Source organism: Pseudomonas sp. MWU13-2862 (genome assembly GCF_023242495.1).
Classification (GTDB): Bacteria; Pseudomonadota; Gammaproteobacteria; order Pseudomonadales; family Pseudomonadaceae; genus Aquipseudomonas; species Aquipseudomonas gingeri_D.
The window spans coordinates 280498-293575 of sequence record NZ_JALMEZ010000010.1; the positions used below are offsets into that span (position 1 = coordinate 280498).

Sequence of the window (13078 nt, forward strand, 5' to 3'; positions counted from 1 at the left end):
CCCTAACGCTTACGGCACAAAGTCAAACCATCGCCCAACGGCAGCAACGACAGATCCACCCGCGCGTCATCCTTCAAGGCCCGGTTCAGCGCCTGGATGGCCCGGGTGTCGGCGCTTTGTGCATTCACCTCCAGTACCCGCCCGCTCCACAGCGTGTTATCGAAAATCGCCAGGCCGCCCGCGCGCAACAAGCGCAAGGCACTTTCCAGATACGCCGGGTAATTGGCCTTGTCGGCATCGATGAACATCAGGTCGAACTGCCCGCCCTGCCCCTGCCGCTCCAACTGCGCCAGGGTCTCCAGCGCCGGCGCCAGGCGCAACTCGATACGTTCGGCCAGGCCCGCCTCCCGCCAGTAGCGCAGCGCAGTGGCGTTGTAGTCCCCGGGGATGTCGCAACACAGCAGGCTACCGCCCTCCGGCAAGGCCGAGGCCATGCACAAGGCGCTGTAGCCGGTGAAGGTGCCGACTTCGAGCAATCGTCGGGCGCCGGTCAGCTTGACCAGCAGCGCGAGGAACTGGCCCTGCTCAGGCGCCACCTGCCAGCGCGCCATGGGCAGCGCCTGGGTTTCGTCGCGCAGTCGCTTGAGCAACGGCGTTTCGCGCAGGGAAACGTCCAGCAGATAACCGTAGAGGGCATCGTCCAGCTTGAGGGTGCGAGCGGTCATGACAACCTCGCGGTAACTCGGTGATTAAGGGTTGCTCGCCAGGTGCCCGGCCGGCAACACACGTTTGGCGTTCAGGTAGGCGTGTTGCCAATAGGCCTTGGACAGGCTGTCCAGTTTCACCGTGCCGCCAGTGGCCGGCGCATGGACGAAACGGCCTTCACCGACATAGATGCCGGCATGGCTGACCTGGGAGCCGCCATTGGTGGCGAAGAAGATCAGGTCGCCGGTCTGCAAGGCGTTCTGCGGCACGCTTGGCGCCCGCATCACGATCATCTCGCGGGTCGAACGCGGCAGGTTGATGCCCGCCATATCGCGATACACATAGGCAATCAGGCCACTGCAATCAAAACCCGAGTCCGGTGTGTTGCCGCCCCAACGATAGGGCGTGCCGACCAGGCCCAAGGCGCGGAACAGCACGTCTTCTGCTTCTGGCGAGGAGGGTTGCGGGGAGGCGAACACCACGGGACGAGCCACCGGTGCTGGCGGCGGCGGCGCATGGCCGGCACAGGCACCGAGCAATGCGGTGAAGGCAATCAAGGCAATACGGGCCGTGGTCGACATGTGCAGAAATCCTGACTGAATGCGGCTTTCTCTGCCGTGGCGTAGAGAAATCAAAACCGCGCAAGCAGGGCTCGCGCGGTCAGATACTCAACAATATGTCAGGATTCTAGCGGCTATACGCCAAACTTCAAGTATCACTTTAACTTCGGACGTTTTTTGTACAGCTTGCCTGGCATTGGAACCTGGCTTTTAGCCATCAACTAGGCCGATGGCGCTGAAAACGTCCAAGTGATTACCGGTTGCTGGCGGTGACCGTAGTAGGAGCCATCGCCAGGGCGCGCTTGGCTTCGATAAAGGTCTTGCTCCAGTAGCTGTCGCCCAGGCTGTCGATCCGCACACCACCGCTACGGCGGCTGCTGGAGTGGATGAACTGATCATCACCCAGGTAGATCCCGGCGTGGCTGACACGCCCGCGACGACCATTGGTGGCGAAGAACAGCAGATCACCCGGCTTGAGCTTGTTGCGTGCAACCAGCGGCGCCTTCACGTTGATCATCTCACGGGTGGAGCGCGGCAGGTCGAGCCCGGCTTCCTCACGGAACAGATAACCGATGAAGCCGCTGCAGTCAAAGCCGGAGCTCTCGTTGGTGCCACCAAAACGGTAACGGGTACCGATCAGGGACATGCCACGTTCGAGAATGCTGTCAGCAAGGACAGGCAACCGGTAAGGCTTGCCGTCGGCGAACTCGGCGAGTTCTTTTTCCGTTGCCAGCTCATCGTCCAGTACGGCCGAGGATTTGACGCCAGAAACCGAGGCGGTTTTGACCGAATTATCGACCTGTTGTTGCGAAACCGGCGTATGCGCCGCGCAACCGAACAACAGGGTAACAAGTGCGAGAGGCACGAGGGGTGCGAAGCGATTTAGCATGGGCACGACCGTGGCTGATTTGTAAGGAAACGCGACTATGCCCTCTATCACCCTCATTTGCAAATTTTATGGGACAGGATGTGACTCGGTCGTTTCTTGAAAACATCTAAGGACTTAATACCCAAACGGATCCCACACGCCCGAAAGAAAGCTTCCGGCGTGGGTTTTGTGACGTCTGGAATTTGGCGAAAAAGCGCTGAAAGCCCCGGTTTTACCAGCCCAGGGTCTCTTTTAGAAAGGGTATGGTGAGCTTGCGCTGGGCCTGCAACGAGGCCTGATCGAGCCGTTCGAGCAATTCGAACAGGGCGCTCATGCTGCGAGTACCACGGGTCAGGATGAAATGTCCTACCTCGTCGGTCAAATGCAGGCCGCGTCTTGAAGCACGCAGTTGCAAAGCCCGCAGCTTGTCTTCATCCGAGAGGGGGCGCATCTGAAAAATCAGCGCCAGGGTCAGGCGCGATTTCAGGTCGGCCAGCTTGACCGGCAGTTCACGGGGCGAAGTCGAGGCGGCAATCAGCAGGCGTCGCCCGCTGTCACGCAGACGGTTGAACAGGTGAAACAGCGCCTCTTCCCAATCTGCGCGCCCGGCGACCACTTGCAGGTCGTCCAGGCACACCAACTCGTACTGCTCGAGATTGTCGAGCAACTCGACCCCACGGTCCATCAACTCCGCCAACGGCAGGTACACCGCCGGCTCCCCCATCTGCTCGAAGCGCAGGCACGCTGCCTGCAACAGGTGGGTACGCCCCACGCCGTCCTTGCCCCAGAGGTAGATCAGGCTTTCGGTCCACCCGGCGTCGGCTTCGCATAGCCGCTCGACATAGCCGAGTGCAGCGGCATTGGCGCCTGGGTAGTAGTTGATGAAGGTGGCGTCATCACGCAGACGCACACCTAGGGGCAGCTGAATCGGTTTCATGCTGACTGAACGGTTACCGGGAACCGTTAGTGGCCTCTGTGTAAAGTCTGCAAAGTTTATACCCGTGAGGCTGGGTGCACAATGCAACAGACCACAAGCAAAATCAAAGGTTTGCGTGCGCTCTTCAGAGATCGGGGTCTTCCCGGCCGCCGTACATGTCCGAACTTTTGTACAGATCGTGCATATGCCGCACCAGCACCATGATCACCGCGGCCACCGGCAGGGCCAGTAATATGCCCGTGAAACCGAACAGTTCACCCCCGGCCAGGATCGCGAAGATCACCGCCACCGGGTGCAGGCCGATGCGGTCGCCGACCAGCAGCGGCGTCAGCACCATCCCCTCCAGGGCCTGGCCGATCATGAACACCGCGAGGATGCCGATCATCGGGTACAGGTCACCGCCAAACTGGAACAGGCCGGCGATCATCGCCGCGCTGATGCCGATCACAAAGCCCATATAAGGCACGATGGCCGCCAGCCCGGCCAGCAGGCCGATCAACAGGCCCAGTTCCAGGCCGACCAGCATCAGGCCACCGGCATAGATCCCCCCCAACGCCAGCATCACCAGCAACTGGCCACGCATGAACGCCCCCAGCACGTCATGACACTCGCCCGCCAGGGAGACAATCTGCGCCTCGCGATCACGGGGCAGCAGGCTGCGGATCTTGGCCATCATCAAGTCCCAGTCTCGTAGCAGGTAGAAACTCACCACGGGCACCAGCAACAGGTTCGCCGCGAAGCCGATCAGTGCCAGGCTCGAAGCCGTCGCCTGGGACAGCACCACGCCGACGATATCGCCGGTCTGGCCCATATGCTCGCTGATGGCTGCCTTGACCTTGTCGAACTTCCAGAAACCGTCGGCCAGGCCGAACTTGTGCTGGGCCCAGGGCAGAGCGGTGTGCTGCAGCCAGTCGAGCATCTGCGGCGCCAGCTCATAGAGGCGGAAGAACTGCTTGGCCAGCATCGGTACCAGCACCAGCAGCAAGGTCATCAACACCAGGATAAACAGCGCGAACACCGAGACCACGCCCCAGGTCCGGGACATCCCGAGTTTTTCCAGGCGGTCGACCAGCGGGTCGAACATATAGGCCAGCAGCAGGCTCACCAGGAACGGCGAGAGTATCGGGTGCAACAGGTACACGAACACGCACAGCAGGATCGCCGCGCCCAACCAGAACCATCGACGTGTGTCGGTCATGGACGACCTCTGCCTTATATATAGAAAGAAATTCAATAGAACCGAAAACCTACCAACGGAAACGCAACTGCGCCGCCGCAGGTACAGGTGCAACAGGTGCCGCGGCCGGGGCGCCTGGGGAGACTGGCGTCGCGTTGGCCGTCACCGCCGGCAAGGCTTCGCCCGCTGGGATCTCCTGCAACTTCGCCAGCCCCAGTTGCGCGCGCAGCTGTTCGGCACTGCCGTTGACCTGATAGATGATCCGGTCGCCGTCCACGCTTTGTGGCCGACCGCCAAAGGGTTCGAGCAAATGCTCCAGGGCCGCGTAACGCTCCAGGGTCATGCCCTGCACTTCCAGCCGTTGTTCGGTCGCCACCCCGGGCTTGGCCGCAAAACGCGGCGCCAGGCGTTCGCTCACCGCCAACAGCACCGCATCCGCCAACGCGGCGCTGTCGGCGCCCTGGGCCGTGCCCTGCTCTTTCTGGTCGCCCAGCCACAAGCGCCATTTCGCCTGCCACTGCCCGCCCTCTTCATGGGCATGCACCGCCAGCAGTGCATCGGCGCCGTAGCGCTCGGACACGTCGTGCAACGGCGAGGCATCGCTGCCTTCAAGATTCTTCGCCGTGGCGACGATCTGTTCGTTCAGGTCAGCCAACGGCAGACGCAGTGGCAGGCCACGGTGTTGCGCCGCCCGACGCAACGGCTCGGCGGCCGATTGACCGTCACCGACCAGGCTGGAGCCCTCGGTCGAATCGTTCAGCCACCAACCGAGAATCGCCGGTCGGTTGCTGCCCCACAGCGCCAGCCCGGCGCCGCGCAAGGCACGGTCGGTACTCACCGGGTCGAAATCCACCTGCAGGCTTTCCGGCGGCCCGGCGTCGTAACCGTACTGGCTGATGATTTGCTGCGGATCCTTGCGCACTTCGGCCAAGCCGGGGTTCTGCAGCGCCTTGGGATCGCCGGTCAGGCGCAACACCAGGGTTTCCAGGGCTCGCTGGGTGGCCTGGTTGCGTTCATCCGGGGTCTGGCTGCTGACCGGTTCCCGTACCTGGTACAAGCCATTCAGGGTTTGCGCGTGGATCGCCAGGCTCAACAGGGAAAGACAGCCGGCACTCAATAATTTGATCAGACGCATGAAAAATTCCCGACGGACAGAAAGCGGCAGGTAAAGACCGCGTGAATACAAGGCGACAGGTTTAGGACCACGGCGCAGTGCCATTATTCACACAATCGCTGAAAAGTTTTTCCCCGTCATAAAGATCGCGGGTCAAGGGCTATACCTTATACAGCCGCGTCAATTGCGGCCAGCACGAGCGTACAGGGATTTTTTTAACACGATATGACCCTGCCGTCGGCCCGAGGATGGCCGCTGCTGCCCAAGCCTGATAAAATCGCGCGCCTTCGCAGACCGGCGAGCGTCAGGCCCCCAGGAAACCCGAACCCGTTCGTTTTCCCGATGAAGCCCGACCGCTGCCGGTCGATACCCCCTGAATCCCCCCTAAAGGCCTGGATCATGAGCAAGCAACCCTCCCTGAGCTACAAGGACGCCGGTGTAGACATCGACGCCGGTGAAGCATTGGTCGAACGCATCAAGAGCGTGGCCAAGCGCACTGCGCGCCCGGAAGTCATGGGCGGCCTGGGCGGTTTCGGCGCCCTCTGCGAGATCCCGGCCGGTTACAAGCAGCCGGTCCTGGTCTCCGGCACCGACGGCGTCGGCACCAAGCTGCGCCTGGCACTGAACCTGAACAAGCATGACAGCATCGGCATCGACCTGGTGGCCATGTGCGTGAACGACCTGGTGGTCTGCGGGGCCGAACCGCTGTTCTTCCTCGACTACTACGCCACCGGCAAGCTCAATGTCGACACCGCCGCCCAGGTGGTCACCGGCATCGGCGCCGGCTGTGAACTGGCCGGCTGCTCCCTGGTAGGCGGCGAAACCGCTGAAATGCCGGGCATGTACGAAGGCGAAGACTACGACCTGGCCGGTTTCTGCGTCGGCGTGGTGGAAAAGGCCGAGATCATCGACGGCTCGAAAGTCGCCGCCGGCGATGCCCTGATCGCCCTGCCGTCTTCCGGCCCGCACTCCAACGGCTACTCGCTGATCCGCAAGATCATCGAAGTGTCGGGTGCCGACATCGAAACCATCCAGCTCGACGGCAAACCGCTGACCGACCTGCTGATGGCGCCGACCCGCATCTACGTCAAGCCATTGCTCAAGCTGATCAAGGACACCGGCGCGGTCAAGGCCATGGCCCACATCACCGGCGGCGGCCTGCTCGACAACATCCCACGCGTCCTGCCAAAAGGCGCCCAGGCCGTGGTCGACGTGGCCAGCTGGCAGCGTCCGGCGGTCTTCGACTGGCTGCAGGAAAAAGGCAACGTCAACGAAACCGAAATGCACCGCGTGCTGAACTGCGGTGTCGGCATGGTCATCTGCGTCGCCCAGGAGCACGTCGAAGCAGCACTCAACGTCCTGCGCGAAGCCGGCGAACAGCCATGGGTCATCGGCCAGATCGCCACTGCCGCTGAAGGCGCTGCCCAGGTCGAGCTGAAGAACCTCAAGGCTCACTGATGTCCGAGCCGATGACCTCGACCTGTAACGTCGTGGTGTTGCTGTCCGGTACCGGCAGCAACTTGCAGGCCCTGATCGATAGCGTGCGGACCGGTGAAAATCCGGCCCGCATCGCCGCGGTGATCTCCAACCGCGCCGACGCCTATGGCCTGCAACGCGCCCGGGACGCGGGGATCGAAACCCGCGCCCTGGACCACAAGGCCTTCGAGGGTCGCGAAGCCTTCGACGCGGCCTTGATCGAACTGATCGACGCCTTCAATCCGCAACTGGTGGTGCTGGCCGGCTTCATGCGCATTCTCAGCGCTGACTTCGTCCGCCACTATCAAGGGCGCCTGCTGAATATCCACCCCTCTCTCCTGCCCAAGTACAAAGGCCTGCACACCCATCAGCGCGCGCTGGAAGCCGGTGATCGGGAGCATGGCTGCAGCGTGCACTTCGTCACCGAGGAACTCGATGGCGGGCCTCTGGTCGTACAGGCTGTGGTTACGGTAGAGTCTGACGATACCGCGCAGAGTCTGGCGCAACGGGTCCACACCCAGGAACACAGGATTTATCCGCTGGCGGTACGCTGGTTTGCCGAGGGGCGTTTGGTCCTGGGCGAACAGGGTGCATTGTTGGACGGTCAATTACTCGCGGCCAGCGGCCAAATGATTCGAACCTAGGAGATTTTATGCGTCGTGCCCTGCTCTTCGCCCTTACCCTGCTCGCCTTGCCGGCAGTGCAAGCAGCGGATCTTCAACCTTTCTCCGCCAGCTATACCGCCGACTGGAAACAACTGCCCATGAGCGGTTCGGCCGAGCGCAGCCTGTCGAAAAACGATAACGGCACCTGGACCTTGAGTTTCAAGGCTTCCATGATGATCGCCAGCCTGACCGAGGAAAGCACCATCCGCCTCGAAAAGGACACCCTGTTGCCACAGAGCTACAACTTCGAACGTGGCGGCCTGGGTAAGGCGAAGAAGATCAACCTGGACTTCGACTGGGCGTCAAAGATGGTCACCGGCACCGATCGCGGTGATCCGGTCAAGGTGCCGCTCAACAGCGGCATGCTCGACAAGTCCACTTATCAGTTGGCCCTGCAACGTGACGTCGCGGCCGGCAAGAAAAGCATGAGCTACCAGGTGGTCGAAGGCACCGACACCGACACCTACGACTTCCGGGTGCTGGGCCCTGAGACCGTCAGCACCAAGGCTGGCTCGGTGGATGCGATCAAGGTCGAGCGCGTGCGCGACCCGACGCAGAACAAGCGCACTACCGTGATGTGGTTCGCCAAGGATTGGGATTACCTGCTGGTCCGCCTGCAACAGGTGGAAACCGACGGCAAGGAGTACAACATCATGCTCCAGGAAGGCACCGTGGCCGGCAAAGAGGTCAAGGGCAGCTGATTCAAGCGGCCAGAAAGAGCCCCGCGAACGCGGGGCTTTTTTATGCCTGCTCGCTGCTGCATGCAAGCGGATGTTGCAAGGCTCAAGGGCCTCTTCGCGGCGGTGCGGCGTCCCGACAAGCCCTGCTCCTACAGTCTCTTGTCGCATATAAAATCAGTGAACGACACAAGACTGTAGGAGCAGGGCTTGCCCGCGAAAGCTATCTCACATTCACCGCCACCCTCTTGCATAACCACGTTTGCAAGCGTCTGGGACGCTGTTTTGCAGCGTAGCCAAGATGAAACTTTTGTCAGAAAACTTTCGCTCGAAAAGCGCAAACCCAAGCAATCCGGGCCTTCGGCCATTATTGCGTTTCTCGCAAGAATAAATTCCGTCCGTTACCGATTTACGTAGGAGGCTAATGAATCATATAACAGAGGCCTGCGACGCGTTGCCGCAGTTCAACAGAGACTGGAGCTTGCAGATGACCGTAAAAGTAACCGAACGCGATGATGCACACATGTCCCATGAAGGCGTTGCCCACGGCATTCGAATCTGGGATGTACACCAGCAGGACCTCCTGGTAGGCATGTTTCACAACGAGACCGACGCTCATAATTATAAGAACGAGCTGGAAACCCTCGAGAAGAACCGCGAGATGCAGGCGTCCTGAACGCCTGGCAGTGACAGACTTGTAAAACGACAAACCCCGCTGCCTGGCGGGGTTTGTCGTTTCTGGCCGGAGCAGGTGTGGAGGTGTGCCGGCTTAGGCGGCTTGAGCGATATGCAGCTCAACATGCAATCCGGCAGCGGCCAGCCTGCTGATCATCTATGTCATCGCATTGAGAAAGGCACCATTTTGACGTACATTTAAAGCAATATTGTCCACTTCGCCGAGGGGAATTCATCATGGGCGTCGCTACAGACACCAGACAGGACCGTATCAATCTCCGGCTGAAGCCCAGCGCCAAGAATACGCTGGAGCGCGCCGCGAGCTTTGAAGGCAAGACCGTCAGTAATTTCATACTGACCAGTGCGTTGGCTCATGCTGAAAAAACCATTCATGAGCACGAAGCCATGAGCCTGAATAGCAGAGACTCCGAAGTCTTCTTCAATGCATTGGCCAAACCGATCCGCTTCAACGAAAAACTGACCGCCGCCTTCGAGGAACATGATCAGCGCGTCACCAGCCAATGACCGATTATTCAAATTTGCTCATACGACCACTGGGGAGTGATCACGACAGGCCTGGATTCCATTGCGGCGTAGCTTCACTGGATGGCTATATTCAAAAGCAGGCCCGTCAGGATGTGAAGCGCCGTGTCAGCCGAGTCTTTGTGGCAACCACGGCGGAACAACCGAAGAGTATTGCGGGCTACTACACGCTCTCCACCCTGTCGATTGAACTCAGCCAATTGCCGGGTGACCTCGCCTCTAAACTCCCACGACATCCTGTGCCAGCAGCCTTGCTAGGCAGGTTGGCGGTCAATCACGCGGCTCAGCGTCATGGGGTGGGGAAAATCCTGCTGGTCGATGCCATCAAGCGAACCCTGGCCGTCAGCGATGAGATCGCCATTTACGCCATGGTCGTCGACGCCATTGATGAGCGAGCACAGCGTTTCTATGAATCATTCGGTTTCTCACCTCTTGGTTCAGAAAGCCGGCGCTTGTTCCTACCGCTCAAATCCATCTGAATCCGCTCATCGCGACACACCGTTTTGCACAGACCTTAAACGGAAAAGAGATCAAGCAGCCAAGTGCCTGATCTCTCTTGGCGGAACTGCCTCAACCAGTCGGATGATTGTCCAATGCGGACGCCAGCTTATTGGACGGGGACGAACCCTCAAGCAGCGCATCCACCACCGCCCGCGCCACCTCCACCGAATGCAGCATGCCCCAGAACAACGCCCGCTCGACGGGGTTGGTATGCAGGCTGATTTCGTCGCCATTGAGCTCCGCGGTTTCGAGCAGATTGGAAACGTAGGTCAATGCATCCTGGGCATTGATGCCCGGTTGGATGGCAAACAGCGTAGGTTTGTACTGGGCTTCAGGAGTGACGGGCTTGGAGCACGTGAACGCTAGGGTATCGAGCAGACGGGCCGTGCCTGTGGGGGTCAGATCGGGCTCGTTGGACGGGGTATCAGAAAGTTTACGCAGGTACATTGCCCTGTCGGCGGTGCTGAGGGCTTTGCGAATGGGCGGTGGATCGGGGGTTATCTTCTTGGTCATGGAGACTCTCCTACTTAAGTAAGGGATTCATCCACTCCTGCTGCGACACAAGGGTGGCGAACTGCACGCAGGTTCGCAGACCGGTAAGTAGGAACCGGCAGGGCTAAGCCTCCTGCGCACAGCTCGCCATAACGCGAACGCTAAAAAGCCGCTTTCGCGGCGCTGTGCGCCTACTTACGACCGGGCTGCGAAACCCGCGTCACTGATTTTGCAGCGACAGTCGAACTGTAGCCCTGGCGTTTGGCGCACGCAATATTCTCCCATGCCTGTAGCGCGTGGGAAATATGAGTTTTTTCGGCAGTCCATTTCGCGTATTGATTGAGCGCTGCTGAGCCGCGCGCTATAAAGCGAAGACCCAAGCCTTACCCCATGTTGATGAAAATACGTCGTTCAGCAAGGGTCGAGGCCAGGAAGAATGGACATCCGAAAGGTTAAGTAAGTACCATTCTGGTCTGTCCCCGATTTGCCCCCAATCTAATGGCCGGATTGATTTTTCCGCATTGAAAAAAGGAAGATCTTGTTCGCATCCTTTGCCACTGTAAAGTCTGATAGTGTTAGCTCAACATCAGTACCACCATCGGAAAAATACGATAAATGATCTTGACAGAGTTGAAGCCCCCCATCTTGAACACTATTTATCGACAACTAAAGCAACTAAAGCTGACCAACTAATAGCCCCCCTTTCTCTTCATAAATCTAAACAATCCCAACAATTTCTAAATCCAATTTAATTTGCAAAGAATCCGCATCAGAGACCGTTTTCAACAAAGCGCCCAACCCATGCGCTGATATTATTTTTTTTATTTTTTCCGAAAAAACATTGCGAGTAAACTCGGACTCCCTTCCCGCAAACAAAATAAGGCCCATTGTATAAAACATAAGATCCTCTATAGGGTGTTCAAGAGAACCTTCCATCTCATCTAACGCATACCCGACCTCAAGCTCGTTATCAACCCACCCCTTGCCCCACCTCTTTTTTTGCTGCAACTTTGACCTACAATAAACTGGATAATATCGAAAAATTCGAAGTTGAACATCTTGATACGCTAAAATTTTAGACATAAATCACTCCTTCAGCACTACACGCCCAGCCGGGTTTGCAACGACATTTACATTAATATTCGGATACATTGCTTTAAACTGAGAAATCACACCACTACAGCTAGCACACACTTTAAGCTCACTAAAAATATCAATCACCCCACTAACACCCCGATTATTTCCAAGCATGTCAGCGACGTTATCAAGTATTTTATATTCGGCATCCGTAGATCTAAAAATAGGAACTCCACTCGCGTTATTTAGCGTCATAGCCTCAAAATTCCCACTGCCCTGCCCCACCAAGCCATCTCCCGTTACCGATACACCACTATGGGCCGCCATGCTGGGTGGTAGCCCATCTATATGAAGGTCAGCAACCGCAACATTACCACCTGTCTTTCATGGGGCTCGTTCACTGCAGAGCGAGTTGGCTTTTAGCCTTGACTCGAGACCGGCTAATGGGTGTCCCCTTTTCCCTCGTCCCGAAACTACCCTCGCGGTCTCTGGGGATCTCCAGGCGCAACGGGCCGTCGTCGGTCAGGACAGTCTTGCTGCTTTTGCCGTTGCGCTGGTTACTTGACTCCTCGGGGCGCTCCGCGCCCTGAGGATAGCCAAGATGATGTCCCAGCTCGGCGCCAAGGGCTCGCTCGATCAGCGCCTTCTTGAACGCCATCGAGGCATCCTGGATAGCTTCGGCGGCCATCGGGCCATTAACGAACTGATCGATCAGCTCTTTGGGAATGGCTGGAAGGTCTCGTGTGACCTCACGGGCTGGTTTTTTCTTGGTCGGCATACATGCACCTCTGCAACATGTTATGCCCGAACACAAAATTTATGACAGTCCCATCGGATTGAAAACCTGCTCCCCTTTCTTCCCCTCACAAACCGCACCTAAATTGATTCAAGCTTTTTTTTAATACTCTCAAGTGAAGCAACATCAAGAACATCGGTAGTTCTGCGACCATCCCCAATAATGCAACCTATCTGCCTAGCACACTCTGAGACATCTCCTCCCTGACCAGCAATAGATCTAATGACCTCAAGCGCCGCAAAATAAACATCACGACTCTCTCTGCTGATAAATTCCAATAGCACCAACAAAATATCAGCATTTGAAAAATCACCTACCACCTCACAAAAGCGCACAGCCCAAGCATCGTTTTTTTGTGAAACCTCACTCAAAAGATCTTCCCAGTCCGCCTTTGAAAACTGCTCTAAAAGACCGAAAGCATGAAGATTCCCCACATCATGCCAGTAGTCCCCAACTTCCATATCGTTCGAAAATAACGACAGATAATTTTCAAACTCTTTATACATTTATTTCCCCAGAAAATCTTGTATTGTCAAACAGCCACGACCACACGAATATCCGGCAGTAAGCACGTCACCAACTTTAATAACTTCAACCTTAACGCCATTAACCGCAAGCTGATAAAGTGATGCACCATCAGAAGATCTCGTCGCGACGGGGGCTGTACTACCCACCGCCCTAACAGCACCATCCTGGCTCTAACTGGATTTAGCTCAATGTAACGACTGCAGGCGAGCAGATAGCAATCTGATTGCACAAGACTTGATTTGTAACGACCTTCCCACAGCGTACCGGAACGCCCTTCAAGCTTGTTGCGATAGCGGGTCATTCGTGCAGCCAAAGCTTTCATCAACTGCCCTAGACCAGTAGTAGAC

Annotated in this window: 15 protein-coding genes and 3 pseudogenes; 6 read left to right on the top strand and 12 right to left on the bottom strand. The window is 57.8% G+C overall.

Annotation, left to right across the window (positions count from 1 at the left end; translation table 11 throughout):
• Positions 1 to 2: 2 nt before the first annotated feature.
• The 6 genes from M5C56_RS19710 to M5C56_RS19735 form a co-directional block, all read right to left on the bottom strand.
• Positions 3 to 665 (bottom strand): class I SAM-dependent methyltransferase, encoded by a 663-nt coding sequence (locus M5C56_RS19710; protein WP_103498988.1) that lies wholly within the window; start codon positions 663 to 665, stop codon positions 3 to 5.
• Between the two features lie 24 nt (positions 666 to 689).
• Complete coding sequence (locus M5C56_RS19715; protein ID WP_103498987.1) at positions 690 to 1226, bottom strand: C40 family peptidase; 537 nt, start codon at positions 1224 to 1226, stop codon at positions 690 to 692.
• Positions 1227 to 1458: 232 nt separating this feature from the next.
• Complete coding sequence (locus M5C56_RS19720; RefSeq protein WP_103498986.1) at positions 1459 to 2094, bottom strand: NlpC/P60 family protein; 636 nt, start codon at positions 2092 to 2094, stop codon at positions 1459 to 1461.
• A gap of 211 nt (positions 2095 to 2305) precedes the next feature.
• Positions 2306 to 3010 (bottom strand): DnaA regulatory inactivator Hda, encoded by a 705-nt coding sequence (gene hda, locus M5C56_RS19725; RefSeq protein WP_100940947.1) that lies wholly within the window; start codon positions 3008 to 3010, stop codon positions 2306 to 2308.
• A gap of 124 nt (positions 3011 to 3134) precedes the next feature.
• Positions 3135 to 4208, bottom strand: coding sequence for an AI-2E family transporter (locus M5C56_RS19730; protein WP_103498985.1), 1074 nt, complete (start codon positions 4206 to 4208; stop codon positions 3135 to 3137).
• Between the two features lie 49 nt (positions 4209 to 4257).
• Entirely contained in the window at positions 4258 to 5322 is a 1065-nt protein-coding gene (locus tag M5C56_RS19735) for a DUF2066 domain-containing protein (protein ID WP_103498984.1), read from the bottom strand.
• Positions 5323 to 5700: 378 nt separating this feature from the next.
• Here M5C56_RS19735 and purM point away from each other — a divergent pair, with 378 nt between their 5' ends.
• The 6 genes from purM to M5C56_RS19765 all read left to right on the top strand — a co-directional run bounded on the left by purM (position 5701) and on the right by M5C56_RS19765 (position 9816).
• Positions 5701 to 6759 carry a phosphoribosylformylglycinamidine cyclo-ligase gene (gene purM / locus M5C56_RS19740; protein WP_100940951.1) on the top strand — a complete coding sequence of 353 codons (1059 nt, stop codon included), beginning with the start codon at positions 5701 to 5703 and terminating at the stop codon, positions 6757 to 6759.
• A gap of 11 nt (positions 6760 to 6770) precedes the next feature.
• Positions 6771 to 7421 carry a phosphoribosylglycinamide formyltransferase gene (gene purN, locus M5C56_RS19745; protein WP_103499004.1) on the top strand — a complete coding sequence of 217 codons (651 nt, stop codon included), beginning with the start codon at positions 6771 to 6773 and terminating at the stop codon, positions 7419 to 7421.
• Positions 7422 to 7429: 8 nt separating this feature from the next.
• Entirely contained in the window at positions 7430 to 8143 is a 714-nt protein-coding gene (locus tag M5C56_RS19750) for a DUF3108 domain-containing protein (RefSeq protein WP_103498982.1), read from the top strand.
• A gap of 463 nt (positions 8144 to 8606) precedes the next feature.
• Positions 8607 to 8795, top strand: coding sequence for a hypothetical protein (locus M5C56_RS19755; protein ID WP_103499730.1), 189 nt, complete (start codon positions 8607 to 8609; stop codon positions 8793 to 8795).
• A gap of 236 nt (positions 8796 to 9031) precedes the next feature.
• Positions 9032 to 9319 (top strand): DUF1778 domain-containing protein, encoded by a 288-nt coding sequence (locus M5C56_RS19760; protein ID WP_103499728.1) that lies wholly within the window; start codon positions 9032 to 9034, stop codon positions 9317 to 9319.
• Positions 9316 to 9816: a GNAT family N-acetyltransferase gene (locus tag M5C56_RS19765; protein WP_103499729.1), complete on the top strand. Its 501-nt coding sequence runs from the start codon at positions 9316 to 9318 to the stop codon at positions 9814 to 9816. The genes M5C56_RS19760 and M5C56_RS19765 overlap by 4 nt, the downstream gene beginning before the upstream one ends.
• Positions 9817 to 9907: 91 nt before the next feature.
• On the opposite strand, the gene M5C56_RS19770 is transcribed toward M5C56_RS19765, so the two are convergent.
• From M5C56_RS19770 to M5C56_RS19795, 6 genes and pseudogenes are all read right to left on the bottom strand, one after another.
• The gene (locus M5C56_RS19770) at positions 9908 to 10351 is read right to left on the bottom strand and encodes a hypothetical protein (protein WP_247263255.1); all 444 of its coding nucleotides are present in this window, start codon (positions 10349 to 10351) and stop codon (positions 9908 to 9910) included.
• Positions 10352 to 11047: 696 nt separating this feature from the next.
• Entirely contained in the window at positions 11048 to 11413 is a 366-nt protein-coding gene (locus M5C56_RS19775; RefSeq protein WP_103499512.1) for a hypothetical protein, read from the bottom strand.
• Between the two features lie 3 nt (positions 11414 to 11416).
• Positions 11417 to 11779, bottom strand: a pseudogene (locus tag M5C56_RS19780) (deaminase domain-containing protein); the annotation flags it as partial.
• A 97-nt stretch (positions 11780 to 11876) separates the two neighbouring features.
• Positions 11877 to 12185: pseudogene (locus M5C56_RS19785) on the bottom strand (transposase); the annotation flags it as partial.
• Between the two features lie 98 nt (positions 12186 to 12283).
• Positions 12284 to 12709: a hypothetical protein gene (locus M5C56_RS19790; protein WP_103499687.1), complete on the bottom strand. Its 426-nt coding sequence runs from the start codon at positions 12707 to 12709 to the stop codon at positions 12284 to 12286.
• Positions 12710 to 12888: 179 nt separating this feature from the next.
• Positions 12889 to 13078: pseudogene (locus tag M5C56_RS19795) on the bottom strand (transposase); the annotation flags it as partial.

What these genes read in the sequence shown, in the direction of transcription:
- M5C56_RS19710 (WP_103498988.1), bottom strand. Translation starts at nt 665, where the DNA reads ATGACCGCTCGCACCCTCAAGCTGGACGATGCCCTCTACGGTTATCTG.
- M5C56_RS19775 (WP_103499512.1), bottom strand. Translation starts at nt 11,413, where the DNA reads ATGTCTAAAATTTTAGCGTATCAAGATGTTCAACTTCGAATTTTTCGA.
- M5C56_RS19720 (WP_103498986.1), bottom strand. Translation starts at nt 2,094, where the DNA reads ATGCTAAATCGCTTCGCACCCCTCGTGCCTCTCGCACTTGTTACCCTG.
- purN (WP_103499004.1), top strand. Translation starts at nt 6,771, where the DNA reads ATGACCTCGACCTGTAACGTCGTGGTGTTGCTGTCCGGTACCGGCAGC.
- M5C56_RS19735 (WP_103498984.1), bottom strand. Translation starts at nt 5,322, where the DNA reads ATGCGTCTGATCAAATTATTGAGTGCCGGCTGTCTTTCCCTGTTGAGC.
- M5C56_RS19760 (WP_103499728.1), top strand. Translation starts at nt 9,032, where the DNA reads ATGGGCGTCGCTACAGACACCAGACAGGACCGTATCAATCTCCGGCTG.
- M5C56_RS19770 (WP_247263255.1), bottom strand. Translation starts at nt 10,351, where the DNA reads ATGACCAAGAAGATAACCCCCGATCCACCGCCCATTCGCAAAGCCCTC.
- M5C56_RS19750 (WP_103498982.1), top strand. Translation starts at nt 7,430, where the DNA reads ATGCGTCGTGCCCTGCTCTTCGCCCTTACCCTGCTCGCCTTGCCGGCA.
- M5C56_RS19715 (WP_103498987.1), bottom strand. Translation starts at nt 1,226, where the DNA reads ATGTCGACCACGGCCCGTATTGCCTTGATTGCCTTCACCGCATTGCTC.
- purM (WP_100940951.1), top strand. Translation starts at nt 5,701, where the DNA reads ATGAGCAAGCAACCCTCCCTGAGCTACAAGGACGCCGGTGTAGACATC.
- M5C56_RS19790 (WP_103499687.1), bottom strand. Translation starts at nt 12,709, where the DNA reads ATGTATAAAGAGTTTGAAAATTATCTGTCGTTATTTTCGAACGATATG.
- M5C56_RS19765 (WP_103499729.1), top strand. Translation starts at nt 9,316, where the DNA reads ATGACCGATTATTCAAATTTGCTCATACGACCACTGGGGAGTGATCAC.
- hda (WP_100940947.1), bottom strand. Translation starts at nt 3,010, where the DNA reads ATGAAACCGATTCAGCTGCCCCTAGGTGTGCGTCTGCGTGATGACGCC.
- M5C56_RS19730 (WP_103498985.1), bottom strand. Translation starts at nt 4,208, where the DNA reads ATGACCGACACACGTCGATGGTTCTGGTTGGGCGCGGCGATCCTGCTG.
- M5C56_RS19755 (WP_103499730.1), top strand. Translation starts at nt 8,607, where the DNA reads ATGACCGTAAAAGTAACCGAACGCGATGATGCACACATGTCCCATGAA.